This window comes from Pseudomonas sp. F-14 TE3482 (assembly GCF_053629455.1).
Genome location: NZ_JBRJII010000001.1, coordinates 2,458,672 through 2,472,562, shown reverse-complemented (window position 1 = coordinate 2,472,562; position 13,891 = coordinate 2,458,672). Strand labels below are relative to the sequence as shown.

Annotated in this window: 7 protein-coding genes and 1 pseudogene; 4 read left to right on the top strand and 4 right to left on the bottom strand. The window is 58.6% G+C overall.

The window, feature by feature from the left end:
* The first annotated feature begins 438 nt into the window (after positions 1–438).
* The 4 genes and pseudogenes from AB7M26_RS11165 (at position 439) to AB7M26_RS11150 (ending at position 7,870) form a co-directional block, all read left to right on the top strand.
* A pseudogene (locus tag AB7M26_RS11165) lies at positions 439–5,102 on the top strand (RHS repeat-associated core domain-containing protein).
* 1 nt (position 5,103) lies between these two features.
* The gene (locus AB7M26_RS11160) at positions 5,104–5,499 is read left to right on the top strand and encodes an Imm50 family immunity protein (protein ID WP_429375041.1); all 396 of its coding nucleotides are present in this window, start codon (positions 5,104–5,106) and stop codon (positions 5,497–5,499) included.
* Positions 5,500–6,022: 523 nt separating this feature from the next.
* On the top strand, positions 6,023–6,346 hold the full coding sequence (locus AB7M26_RS11155) for a hypothetical protein (protein ID WP_429384249.1): 324 nt from the start codon (positions 6,023–6,025) through the stop codon (positions 6,344–6,346).
* Positions 6,347–6,619: 273 nt separating this feature from the next.
* Positions 6,620–7,870 carry an IS256 family transposase gene (locus AB7M26_RS11150; protein ID WP_123501454.1) on the top strand — a complete coding sequence of 417 codons (1,251 nt, stop codon included), beginning with the start codon at positions 6,620–6,622 and terminating at the stop codon, positions 7,868–7,870.
* A gap of 159 nt (positions 7,871–8,029) precedes the next feature.
* Here the strand turns inward: AB7M26_RS11150 and AB7M26_RS11145 are convergent, their stop codons facing one another.
* From AB7M26_RS11145 to treC, 4 genes are all read right to left on the bottom strand, one after another.
* Complete coding sequence (locus tag AB7M26_RS11145) at positions 8,030–8,320, bottom strand: PTS transporter subunit EIIB (RefSeq protein ID WP_429384246.1); 291 nt, start codon at positions 8,318–8,320, stop codon at positions 8,030–8,032.
* A 2-nt stretch (positions 8,321–8,322) separates the two neighbouring features.
* The gene (gene ptsP / locus AB7M26_RS11140; protein ID WP_429384243.1) at positions 8,323–10,857 is read right to left on the bottom strand and encodes a phosphoenolpyruvate--protein phosphotransferase; all 2,535 of its coding nucleotides are present in this window, start codon (positions 10,855–10,857) and stop codon (positions 8,323–8,325) included.
* A gap of 62 nt (positions 10,858–10,919) precedes the next feature.
* Positions 10,920–12,143 carry a maltoporin gene (locus AB7M26_RS11135; protein ID WP_123494383.1) on the bottom strand — a complete coding sequence of 408 codons (1,224 nt, stop codon included), beginning with the start codon at positions 12,141–12,143 and terminating at the stop codon, positions 10,920–10,922.
* A 94-nt stretch (positions 12,144–12,237) separates the two neighbouring features.
* Complete coding sequence (gene treC, locus AB7M26_RS11130; protein WP_123494384.1) at positions 12,238–13,887, bottom strand: alpha,alpha-phosphotrehalase; 1,650 nt, start codon at positions 13,885–13,887, stop codon at positions 12,238–12,240.
* Between the last annotated feature and the right edge of the window lie 4 nt (positions 13,888–13,891).

The window sequence follows — 13,891 nt, the reverse complement described above, 5'->3', positions numbered from 1 at the left end:
CTACCTCACGTATCAGCCACAGGCACGGGGCCTGCAAAAGGCGAATACGATACACCTGCGGTTGAGAAACAGTAAGGGCAGCGCGGCGGATGGTCACAGTCAAAGCATGGCTGGCAATGCGTCTGGTGTGTTCAACCTCAGCTAATTGAATGGAATGAAACCCTGTGGCGAGGGGGCTTGCCCCCGTTCGGCTGCGAAGCAGTCGTAAAATCATCCAGCACGATGTGTCAGACGTAATGCGATTGCAGGGTTTAGGGCCGCTTCGCTGAACGTTACTTAGTCGCCGTTAATCAGCGAATCCCCCTACATCCATTTCCACCTTTCCCGACTTCTTTCCTGCTCGATCCCCCGCAAAGTCCCCGCGCCTGATTTTCTGCGCGAGGAATTGCTCATGTTCGAACCGATTTTTAACCCCGCCTCCTATCGTTCGGTGCGTTGATGGAGCACGTCACCCGCATCGAACAAGAACTCGATAGTTTTCCAGACACCCTGACACTCTATCGCGAACAGCTCAAACACTGGTTCAACCGGGCCGCCGATAACGTCAGCCACGTGGCGGATCTGCCGTCGCTGATGGGCATGGAGCGCAAGATCAAGCTGGGAAATACCAGCAAGTCGGTCAGCAGTCGCGATGACGATTTTTTCTCCAGCGTTGCGCAGTGTCCAGACAGCGGGATTCTGGAAATCGAGAGCAAGTTCGAATCGGTTTATGACATTCCCCTGGGCAACATTCAGGTCGATGTGATCGCCATGGATGGCGGGGAGTCGACGCCAGTCACCCTCGATAAAAACGGTAAGGGAACGTTCCAGGGGAAAGAAGGCAAGTTCTACCGCATTCATGTTCACCACGAAGTCACGCCGCAGCAGGTTGAAGATCTTTTCTCTTCCTACGATGGGCTGACCACGGAGCTCGACAACTGGCTGCGTGAAGAGTGGAAAACGTTCAAACCGAAGTGGTCGCAATCGTCTGCGGTTGCTGTAGGCAATGGAATGCTGGCGGGCAGTTGGGCGGCAGTCATGGGCGTTTGGGACAGCCTCAGCCTGCTCTCGGACATTCTTCAGGATCCGCGCAAGTTCGTTGAACGGTTGGGCAGCGGCGCCGATGAATTGGCCAAGCTTGCGCAGACGGCGCCAGAGGTCATGGCAAAAATCCAACTGCTGGCCAGTGACGAAGCGGCGCTCTGTTTGCTGCTACGAACGGCGAGTCTGTGGCTGGAAATGCTCCCGCCCAGCGAGATCGCCGGCAACTCGGCAGAGGTGACCAGCCAGGTCATGGTCTCGGTGCTGATCGATATTCTGATTGCTTTGGCACTGGCCTGGACGGGTGTCGGTATCCCCGCCGCCAAAGCCTATCTCACCGCTCGCGGGCTCAAGTACGGGGCGTTGCTGGCGGGGCTAGCGATGCGCTTCGTCGAGGCGACATTCAGCATCCTCACCACCTTCATGAAGTACGTCGACCAGTACAAAGCAGTCGCCGCACGCGGTGTTGCAGCGGGTCTGAAAAAAGGTCGGATGCAACTGCGCTGGGATGCCCAGCGCAACACCACGCTCAAGCAAAACGAACACCACGATAACGTCCCGGATCAGGCGAAAAACCCCAACAACGACAGCGCCACGTGCGTGCCGTCCACCTGCAAGAACGGTTGCCCGGTGTCGATGGTCACCGGCGAAGAACTGCTGACCCTCACCGATGGTTCGCTGGACGGCATCCTGCCGTTCGACTTCACCCGGCTCTATCGCACCAGCGCCGCCGAGATCGATTTTGGGCTGGGCTTCGGCTGGAGCCATTCGCTCGCCCATCGGCTGGAAATCGACGGCGACACGGTCATCTGGATCGACCACGAAAACCGCCGCACCACCTTTCCGCTGCCATCCATTGAGCGCCCGGCGATCCACAACAGTTTGTCGCGGGCGGCGATTTATCTCGGTGCCGAGCCTGAAGAACTGATCCTCGCCCAGGCTGGCGAAGAAACCCGTTTCTACCACTTTCACAACGGTTTTCTGACCGCGATCAGCGACGCGTACGACAACCGCTTGCGCATCACCCGCGACCGCCAGCAGCGCATCCAGCGCCTCGACAACGGCGCCGGTCGTGCCTTGCTGTTGCGCTATGACCGCGCCCACCTGATCGCCGTCGACTATCAGGTGTTTGTCCCGGCGCAGACCCTCGCCGAGGCCTGGCACACCGAGCAAACGCTGGTCAGTTACCGCTACGACGAATGCGCGCAACTGATCGAAGCGAGCAACGCCGCCGGGGAAAGCGAGCGTTACGACTACGACGATCAGCATGTGATTCTGCAGCGGCAACTGGCCGGTGGGGCGAGTTTCTTCTGGGAGTGGGAACGGTCCGGCAAGGCGGCACGCTGCATCCGGCACTGGGCGTCGTTTTCGCAGATGGACACGCGTTATGTCTGGGATGACGAGGGCAGCGTTACCGTCCAGAACCTCGACGGCAGCGAAGAAGTGTACGTCCACGACGATCGGGCGCGGCTGGTGCGCAAGGTCGAGCTGGACGGTGGCGAACACCTCAAGGCCTACGACGATCAAGGCCGGTTGATTGCCGAACAAGACCCGCTCGGCGCCGTCACCGAATACCCTACGACGAAGTCGGACGGCTGGTCGCGCTGATTCCACCGGAAGACGAGCCAACGGCCTACGAGTATCGCCACGGTTTCCTGCATGCGCGGTATCGCGGCAAAGCGGTGTGGAAATATCAGCGCAATGCCCAGGGCGACGTCACGGAAGCGACCGACCCGGACGGGCATATCACCCACTATCACTACGACGACAAAGGTCAGCTGTTGTCGATCCGCTACCCGGACACCAGTCGGCATGTGTTTGTCTGGAATGCCTTGGGCCAACTGGTCGAGGAAACGTTGCCGGACGGCGGTCAGCGACGCTTTTCCTACGATGCACTGGGCCGAAGGATTACCGGTCAGGACGAACATGGTGCCGTTACTCGTTACCAATGGGACGCCGTCGGCCGACTGATTCAGACAACCCTGCCGACCGGCGCCACGCGCGGCTTCAGCTACAACGCCTACGGCCAGATCACCGCCGAACGCGATGAACTGGGCCGCGTCACCCGCTACGAATACGCCGACGACCTGCACCTGGTCAGCCGCCGCATTAACCCCGACGGCACCCAGCTCCAGTACCGCTACGACAACGCCCAGCTGCTGCTCACGGACATCGAAAACGAAGCCGGCGAACACTATCGGCTGGACTACACCCCCGGCGGATTGATCCGACAGGAAACCGGCTTCGACGGCCAGCGCACCGCTTATAGCTACGACCTCAATGGCCACTTGCAGGAGAAAACCGAGTTCGGCGATGACGGCTCGCAGTTGGTCACGTCTTATGAGCGGGACTCGGCCGGGCGCCTGTTGGTCAAGACCCTGCCAGATGGCATCCAGGTCGAATACCGCTACGATTCGCTGGGCCGATTGGTCAGTGTCGACGATGGCCACGACCATCCGCTGGAATTCGAATACGACCAGCAGGACCGGCTGATCACCGAGCACCAGGGTTGGGGCACGCTGCGTTACGGCTACGACGCCTGCGGCCAGCTCAACCGCCTGCGCCTGCCGGACGGCAGCAAACTCGACTACCAGCACGCCAAGGGCGGCGCGCTGACGGCCATCGACCTCAATGGCGCGCGGCTTACGTCGCACACCTTCCTCGCCGGTCGCGAACAAACCCGCCAACAGGGTCTGCTGCTCAGCGAATATGCCTACGACGATCAGGGCCGTTTGAAGGCCCACGCCGTCAGCCAACAGCAAAAAAACCTGTACCGCCGCGACTATGCCTACAGCCTCAACGGCAATCTCGACCACATCGCCGACACTCGCCATGGCCGGCGTAGCTACCAGTATGACCCGCTCAACCGCCTGACCCGCGTGCGCCACACCCGCGACGACCCGCCGGAGAGTTTTGCTCATGATCCGGCGGGCAACCTGCTGATGCAGGATCGCCCCGGCGCGGCGACCGTTAAGGGCAATCGCCTGCTGATGCAAGGCGACCGGCATTACGACTACGACGCCTTCGGCAACCTCATCCGCGAGCGCCGCGGCACCGCGCAAAAACTCGTCACCGAATACCGCTACGACTGTCAGCACCGATTGGTCGGCGTCACGACCCCGGATGGACGTTGCACCAGCTACCGCTACGACGCCTTCGGCCGCCGCATCGCCAAAACCGTCGACGGCAAAACCACCGAGTTCTTCTGGCAGGGCGACAACCTCGTCGCCGAAAGCAGCCGCGAACACTACCGCAGCTACGTCTAAGAACCCGGCAGCTTCCGCCCGCTGGCGATGCTCGACGGCAAAGGCCCGCGCAAGGCCTGCCCGTTTTACTACCAACTCGATCACCTCGGTACACCGCAGGAACTGACGGATTTCGGCGGCGAAATCGTGTGGTCGGCGAAGTACAACGCCTACGGCAAAGTCACGCGTCTGGCGTTTGGAGGGGGCGAGCAGCTCGAGCAGCCACTGCGTTTCCAGGGGCAGTACTTCGACACCGAGAGCGGTCTGCACTACAACCGGCATCGGTACTATGATCCGGAGGTTGGTCGGTACCTGACGCCGGATCCGATCAAGTTGGCCGGTGGGCTGAACCAGTATCAGTACACGCCGAATCCGACGGGGTGGGTTGATCCGTTGGGGTTGAGCTCCAACTGCCCACCCAAGAGCCAACGTTTAATCTCTTGCCCAGCCCCGGATGAGCCTGCATTACCGGGTACCTCCCGACGAGGCGCCTTCCGACAGGCCAAGGCTGATGCCGGAATTCCACGAGGTCAGCAACCAGATATACAGCTGGATGAAGTCACTGGCAGACCCAGTCAATTCACCTATGCCAACATGACTGATATAAACGGAAAAAATATTCTAAACAGCATCGGAATGCCAATTAAAACCAGACAATACATGTACACCCGAGAGGACGGATTCAAATTGATATTGCAAGACCATGCTGCCGGTCATAGATTTGGTGCGGACAATAAAAAAGGTGATCAAGGGCCTCATTTCAACGTTCGGCCTGCAGATGACCCAAGAAACGGAAAAGTCGAAAATACAAATGAACACTACCCCTTCAGGAGGTGACATGAAGTACTGGAATGACCTTGATGGCAGTACGTTTTTTTGTATGGTGTTTAGTGGCCAAATTGCAATTAATGAGATAAAACTATTTTCCTTAATTGTCGACAATAATCTTTCCACATTGACATTGGCATTCGATATCAGAGAGCTTCCCAATAGCCCCCCCCAAAAATGGCAACAGGCTCAATATAATGCTTGCCGCATCGGGATCAGTTGCAGTGAAATTGATAATTTGGTGGTCAGAAGTTTGCCGGTAACCGGGCCTATGAAATTAACCATTGAGAAAGACGGCTCCCGCTTCGTGGTATCAGCTATGTCAGAGCATTCAGCTATAAAGTTCACAACTTCATTTCTGAGCCTTCGAGATCCTTCGGTTTATTTGACGAAAACTCCTTTCTAATTCGACTCTCTTACTTAATTACTTCATGTTGCGGACGGGAATAAAAAGTAAATTTTGTCGATTTTTTTGGATGGGAGAGTTTTAAGTAGTGATGATTTCGTAAAGTAGTGAGGAAAATCATTTGAAATGTCAGGTGTCGGGCTCTCGTTCACGGTGTAGGCGGGGTTGCCGCAGCGTTCTGATAGAGGCACGAAATTTCCGGACAAGATCGTCGGAAGTTTCCTTCAACCTGCGGCGGTTTCCATGAACTGGTGTGAAATGTGTTCCATCGATAGTCTTTGGCGGTCACTGACATTTCAGTGGCAGGGTGTAGGAACCCTTTCAGACCATGAGAAACGCTTTGGCGTCGACACCTGATTTGCGGCCGTTACCATGCGCCCGTAATATCAGCAGCGGCGGCTGTGCGCGGGCACGCTTCGGTGTGGTCGAGTTCTCTGGTCTCGATATTCCTACCCCGCGTATAGCTGCCACCCAAGCCTGTAGGAAGGCCGATGGTAGCTCCACTTCTACCAGAGGTTTAAAAATGAAAAGTCTTCACCCCGATCCACCCTACGAAAACCCAATTCCCCACCCCGAAAACCGCTTCATGGCGCTCACCGGCAACTGCACCGACATGCCGACCCTGTTCGTCGATACCCACGCGCCGCTCGATGTTTTGTATGACGCTGCCAACTACCGAATTCGTGCCGTCACTCAGGTGCTTGAGAACATGTCGATGCGCGGTTCAGTCGAGTGCGAATCCTTCATTCTCAGTGACTTTGCTTTGCTCTGCGCCATTCCGTTGCGCGATGGCTGTGATGTGCTGGATGTGATTGGGCGGCGGTTGCGGGCTCGGTCTTCGGAGTAGCAGCGGCCGACATTTATGATGGGGGGCTTGTCTGTGGCGAGGGGGCTTGCCCCCGTTGGGTTGCGCAGCAGCCCCAAAACCAGCGATCCGGTTTTGTCAGACATACCGCGGTGTTTGGTTTGGCGACTGCTGCGCAGTCGAACGGGGGCGAGCCCCCTCGCCACAGGGTTTTGTGTGGTGGTCTCAGGTTTCTTGGGGCTGCTGCGCAGCCCAGCGGGAGCGGGGGTGTCAGAAATTTTGTGTTCGGGCATAACATGAGTAAGAGGTGCATGTATGCCAACCAAGAAGAAACCCGCGTTGCGAGAGCTACCGAAAATCCCGAAAGAGCTGCTCGAGCAATTCACCGATGGACCGATGACCGCTGAAGCCATTGAGGACGCCTCTGCGGCGTTCAAGAAGGCTTTGATCGAGAGAGCCCTGAATGCTGAACTCGGTCACCACTTGGGCTATCCGCCGGGCGCACAGCGCCCAGAGGATGAAACCAACCAGCGCAATGGCAAAAGCGGCAAGACGGTTCTAACCGGCGATGGCCCGCTCCGACTGGATATTCCTCGCGACCGGGACGGCAGTTTTTCTCCCATCCTGATTCCCAAGCACGAGCGCCGTTACACCGGATTCGACGACAAGATCATCGCCATGTATGCCCGCGGAATGACTGTCAGAGAGATCCGTGCGTTTCTTTCCGAGCAGTACGGTACGGACGTTTCTCCCGACTTCATCAGCTCTGTAACCGATGAGGTCATGGCAGAGATCGGTGCATGGCAACAGCGGCCTTTGGAGCCGATGTATCCGGTTATTTTTTTCGATGCTCTGCGGGTCAAAATCCGCGAAGAGGGGCTGGTTCGCAATAAGGCGATCTACTTGGCCCTGGGTGTTTTGCCTGACGGAACACGCGATATTCTCGGCATTTGGATCGAAACTACCGAGGGCGCCAAATTCTGGATGAAGGTTTTCAACGACCTCAAGACACGCGGCGTCGAAGACGTGTTGATTGCTGTGACCGATGGCCTTAAAGGCATGCCAGAAGCTCTCAGCGCCGTATTTCCAGAAACGACACTGCAAACATGCATTGTTCATCTGATCCGCAACAGTCTTGATTACGCGGCTTGGGATAAGCGTCGTGAACTGGCCAAGGCGCTCAAACCGATCTATCAGGCAGTCACCGCCGAAGCGGCCGAGCAGGCGCTGGATGCGTTTGAAAGCGGGCCATGGGGCAAGCAGTATCCGACGGTAGTGGCTGCTTGGCGCCGCGCTTGGGATCGTGTGATCCCATTTTTCGTTTTCCCGCCTGCGATCCGAAAAGTGATCTACACGACCAACGCCATTGAGAGCATCAACGCTCAACTGCGCAAGATCATCAAAACCCGAGGTCACTTCCCGACCGACGATGCGGCGACAAAACTGATCTGGCTTGGGCTGCGCAATATCACAGCAAACTGGGGCTCAGCGGCCCATGACTGGAAAAGTGCGATGAATCAATTCGCGATTCTGTACGGAGATCGATTTATCAGGCCAACCTGGTAAAAGCATGGCCTGCCTAACGGCAGGCCGTTACCGGCCCGCACACAAAAAATCTGACAGTCCCGCGGGAGCAAGCTCCCTCGCCACAAGGGCAAGATCAAAAGATCGCAGCCTTCGGCAGCTCCTAAGGGGGTGGCAAGCCCCCTCACCACAAAGATCCGGTTATGGCTGAAGACCGGTGATCAGATGAACAACCCCATCCTCCAGCATCATCACTCCCGGCACCCCCGCCGCCGCCAAAGCCTGTCGATCCATCCGCGCCACATCCCGCAATTCCACCCGCACCCGGGTCAGCGCCACCGGCTGTTGCGACTTGAGGTTATCCATTCCGCCAAGCCCGGCGACGATATTTGCGGCCAAACCGCCAACAGGCTGAGCCACTACTTTCGGCTCGTCCACCACCAGGTCCGGCGTCAACGCTTTCCAGAACGCCCGCTGCATTTTCTCGAACATGCTCAGTTCTCCAGAACCAGTGAAGTATCGACCGTCGCCTCGTGGTGCAGCCGCAATGCCTCGCGCACTTGCTCGGCACTTTCCAGCCCCAGCACTTGCTGGGCGATGGCTTGGCAGTCCAGCAAATCCACTTCGCGAACCGCCGCTTTGATCGCCGGAATCAACGGCACGCTCACCGACAACTCATCCACCCCAAGCCCCAGCAACAGCGGCACCGCCAGTTTTTCCGAAGCCAGGGCACCGCATACTCCGACCCATTTGCCATGGGCATGGGCGGCTTTCACGGTGGTGGCGATCAAGCGCAATACCGAAGGATGAAAACTGTCGGCCTGACTGGCCAGCCGTGGGTGATCGCGGTCCATGGCCAGGGTGTACTGGGTCAGGTCGTTGGTGCCGATGGAGAAAAAATCCACTTCGGGTGCAAACAGGTCAGCCATCAGCGCCGCAGCCGGTACTTCGATCATGATCCCCAGCTTCGGCAGTTCAGTCAGGCCCAATGCCAACGCCTCTTCTTCCAGCAGTTGGCGAGCCAGCCGCAGTTCCGACAATTGCGTGACCATCGGCAGCATGATGTGCAGGCGAGCCATCCCGGCGCTGCTCAGGATCGCCTTGAACTGATCGCGCAACAGTTGCGGACGCTCCAGGCACAAACGAATGCCGCGCATGCCCAGGAACGGGTTGGTTTCGCGCTCCATCGGCACATAGGCCAAGGGTTTGTCACCGCCGACATCCAGGGTGCGCACTACCAGGTTACGCGCGGGCCCCAATGCGCGGGCGATGGCGCTGTAGGTGGAGGCCTGTTCGTCATGGCTCGGCGCATGGTTGCGGTCCAGATAAAGAAACTCCGAACGCAACAGACCGACGCCCTCGCCGCCCAGTGCCATGGCCTGTTCGGCTTCGGCCAGGGACGCGATATTGGCGGTGATTTCAACGTGATGCCCATCGCGGGTACAGGCGGCCAGTCCTGCATTTTCCAGCTCGTATTGTTGGCGCTTCTTTTGTCGCTGACGATTGGCTTGCAGCTGCTCGATGGCGGCAAGCTCGGGATCCAGCTGCAGCTCGCCCTTGTCGGCATCGAGCAACACCCGGGTACCATTGATCAGTGTCAGCACCTGAACCGGCAAGCCGCAGATCGCCGGCAGGCCAGCGGCCCGCGCGAGAATTGCCACGTGGCTGGTGGCGCCACCGCCGACCGTCGCGAACCCCAGCACCTTGCGCGTGTCCAGGCCAGCCGTTTGGGAGGGCGTCAGTTGCTCGGCAATCAGAATCGCCCCGTCCGGCAACTCCATTGCACGATCCTCTACGCCGAGAATCAGCTTGAGCACTCGTTGACCAACATCGGCCAAATCCGCTGCCCGTTCGGCCAGCAAGGCATTGCCCAGCTTTTTGAACAAGGTGGCCGTCGACTCGGTGGCCGCACGCCAGGCGAAACCGGCGCTTTTGCCTGCATCGATCAGTGCCAGTGCCTGATCCAGCAGGCCAGGGTCTTCGAGCAGTTCCTGATGAGCCTTGAAGATGTCTGCCTGGGCGTCACCCGTGGCCTTGTCTCGCAACTGCTGCAAGGCCAGAACCGCCTTGGCCAGCGCTCGGGACAGGTGTTCGCGCTCAACCTGAGGGCTGACGCCTGACTCGCTCACCTCCAGGGTCTGCTCGGCAATCTGCACCACCTGGCCAAACGCCGACCCCGGCGATGCACAGACGCCGCGCAGCACCGTTAGCGATGAGGCCTGCGCGGCAACTGTCTCAACCTCTGCCATCACCGTCACGGCTTCTCCACAACCGGTGGCCAGCAACTCGGCCAGCGTCTTGATCGCCACTTCGGCATCCGCGCCCGCCGCGCTGACCTGCAGGACGTCACCATGGGCGGTCTGCAACGCCATGATCGCCACCAGGGATTTGGCGTTCGCGCTGTCCTGCTGTTTATGCAGGCAAATGCTCGCCGCAAAGCCTTTCGCTGCCTGGGCAAACACTGCTGCGGGGCGAGCATGCAAACCGTTGGTGTTGGGCAGCGTCACCGGTTTGGAAAACAGCGCTTCGCCCTCCTGCGCAATCCCCTCATCGGCCGCCACTTCGGATGGACGCAGCCTCAGCAGCGGCTGACCACTTTCCACCACACCCGTTTCAGGCGCCAGCCAGGTGAACGGCTCGCCGCTGACCACCAGCATCAAGGTCAACAAACTGCGGGCGTTCAAGGCGATGTAATCGGCATCGAACTCGATCAGTGCCTGCCCCACTATTACCTGCTGACCTTCCTCCACCAATCGGGTGAAACCCTTGCCGGCCAGGTTCACGGTATCGAGGCCGATGTGCATCAGCACCTGTACGCCATTGTCGTCGGTGATGCTGACGGCATGCCCACTGACCTGCACATTGCTGATCACGCCGGCCAGCGGTGCGCACAAGGTTTGCGAAGTCGGATCGATGCACAGACCGTCGCCGATCACGCGACTGGAAAACACCTGATCGGGCACCTGATCCAGCGGCATCAGCACGCCGGACAAGGGTGCCAGCAGTTGCAATTGTTGGGGTGTGGCCATGACGTCACCTGCTGTTTTGTTCTTTGAAGTGCTGATGGAGCGCGAGGCTCCGACAGCATCGCTTATTTCCACCAATACTCGACCTGCAATCCGACGTTCGAACCGTGTCGCGCCGTGCCAAAGGAGCCGGTGTCGGACAATGCCGAGCCCGCCGCCAGTTCATTGGCCGCCCGTTTAGCCGCCTCGTTCCAGCTGGCATAGGTGTAATACAGACGCACCTCGGGGCGCGCCCAGAATTCCGGGCCCTTGGGCGACCAGGTCGGGGCGAAGGTGAACTTGCTCAGCTTGCGCGTCCCGCCCGTGGCTTCAACCTGATCGTGACCCAACTCGGTCACCAGTTTGAACTGCTCGGTGATCGCATAGGCCGGACGAATCCCAAGGGAAATCCAGTTCTGGTCGGCGCCGTCCGGGCGAATGTCTTTCTGGTAGACCGCTTCAACCTGCCCGCCGAAACGCGGCGTCACTTGCCAGTCAAAGAACTCCACCACGCGATAGCTTTTACTACTGTCGTCCAGCCTCACGTTACCGGTATAGCCCAACCCGGTGCCGGGGCCTTCGCCGTACTGAAAGGCCAGTTTATTCTTGCCGCCCAGAAAGTCTTTCTGCACATGCTGGGTGGTAATCGCCCAACCGTGGTGAGCGTCGCGGCTGTCGGGTTTGTCGATGTAGCTCAAGCCAAACTCCAGCTCACCGCCAGGGTTGGTGTTGAAGCCGGCGACGTTGAAATCGTGACGGTTGATGTAGTCCTTCTGGTACAGGTTGTCCTTGCGCGAGAAGGCGTAGCTGTACTTCAGATCGCCGATCAGCACATCTTCGATACCGCCACCGGTGGCGCTCTGGTTCCAGTAGTAGAAGTCGGAAATATGGATATCGTTCCGTTTGTAGTAACGCCGACCGGCCCACAGTGAACCACCGTTGAGGCTGGGCATGTTCGACCATTGCGCATACAACTGCGGCATGCGTACCGAGCCGTTGTCGCCGTTGAACGTCAGGCTGCGGTCGTACTGGTTATACAGCGAGGCCATGCCGTCGATACTGAACACCGAGCCGTCGTCGAGGGTGAACAGATCCTGACGCAACTCCAGCTCCGCATACTGTTCGCATTCGTTGCCGAGGCGGTATTTCGACTGCGCACCCGGCAATTGAAAACATGATTGCGAACTGCTGTTGACCGAAGTGCCGACACCGCTACGCACATAGCCGGCGAACTCCAGCGCATGGGCCGATAACGGTAACGCCAGGTACACGCCCGCCGCTACAAGGCTGCGATTTATTGTTGTTTTCAAGAACCACCTCATTATTTTTATTGTGTGATGCAGCAAAATCGGCGCGCAAAACTCCCCCGCGCAGCGTTCTGCGTGTTTTTTGAATTAGTGTTTTTTAGTGGTCAGTCAGGCGCAGAACGAACGACTCATAAGGCCGTAGAAACACCTGCCGATTGCGCGGCGGGCAGTCCGGGTAGTTGCTGATGACCAGAGATTGCACCATCGATTCGTTGATCACTTCTGGCGGCAGCTCGACTTCGCACGGCGTGCCGTAGAAGTTGTTCAGCACCAGCAAACGCTCGCCCTGGCCTTCACGCACGTAAGCCCAGATTTGTGTGTGCTCAGGCATTAACTGCCGATACACGCCGTCGGACATCAACGTTTCACTGCGACGCAGCGCAATCAACTGACGATAGTGATGCAGCACCGAATCCGGGTCGTCGAGTTGGTGGGCGACGTTGATTTGCGCTGCGTTGGCCGGCACGCCGATCCAGGGTTCGACCGCGCTGAAGCCAGCATTCGGCTCGGCGTTCCAGTGCATCGGCGTGCGACCGTTGTCCCGGGACTTCTGCATGATCGCCGCCATGTTGTCGGCGTCGCTGCTACCGGCTTCACGCTTGAGCCGGAAGATGTTCAGGGTTTCGACGTCGCGGTACTGATCGATGTGATCGAACCCCGGATTGGTCATGCCCAGTTCTTCGCCTTGATACACGAACGGCGTGCCCTGCAGGAAATGCAGCGCCGTGCCGAGCATCTTCGCCGACACCACCCGATGCTCACCGTCGTGACCAAAACGTGAGACCACACGCGGCTGGTCGTGGTTACACCAGAACAGCGCGTTCCAGCCGCCGCCGGCCTGCATGCCGGTCTGCCAGTCGGAGAGGATGCGCTTGAGTGCGAGGAAGTCGAAATCGGCGCGAACCCACTTTTGCAGGTTCGGGTAATCAACTTTCAGGTGATGAAAGTTGAAGGTCATCGACAGCTCTTTAGACTCCGGCCGCGAATAACGAATGCAGTGTTCCAGGCTGGTGGACGACATCTCGCCAACGTTGATCAGGTCATGGCCTTCGAACACTTCACGGTGCATCTGCTGGAGGTATTCGTGGACGTTCGGGCCGTCGGTGTAGAAGCGCCGACCGTCGCTGTTGTCCTCGGGGAAATCCGCCGGTTTGGAAATCAGGTTGATCACGTCCAGACGGAAACCGCCCACGCCTTTGTCGCGCCAGAAACGCATCATCTTGAACACTTCGGCGCGCACCTGTGGGTTGTCCCAGTTCAGGTCGGCCTGCGTGTGGTCGAACAGGTGCAGGTAATACTGACCGGTCTGGGCCTCGTACTCCCAGGCCGAACCGCCGAATTTGGACTCCCAATTGTTCGGCTGGTCGCGCCAGATGTAGAAATCGCGGTAAGGGTTATCGAGGCTGCTGCGGGCCTGCTGGAACCAGGTGTGTTCGATCGAGGTGTGATTGACCACGATGTCGAGCATCAATTTGATCCCGCGCTTGCCGGCCTCGGCGATCAGCAACTCGCAGTCGGCCATGGTCCCGTAGCTTGGATCAATGGCGTAGTAGTCGCTGATGTCGTAACCGTTGTCGCGCTGGGGCGAACGCAGGAACGGCGTGATCCACAGGCAATCGACACCCAGCCAGTGCAGGTAATCGAGCTTGGCCACGACGCCGAGCAAATCCCCCGTGGGGTTGCCGGCGTGGCTGTGAAAACTCTTCGGGTAGATCTGGTAGATCACCGAACGTTGCCAGTCTTGCATGGCG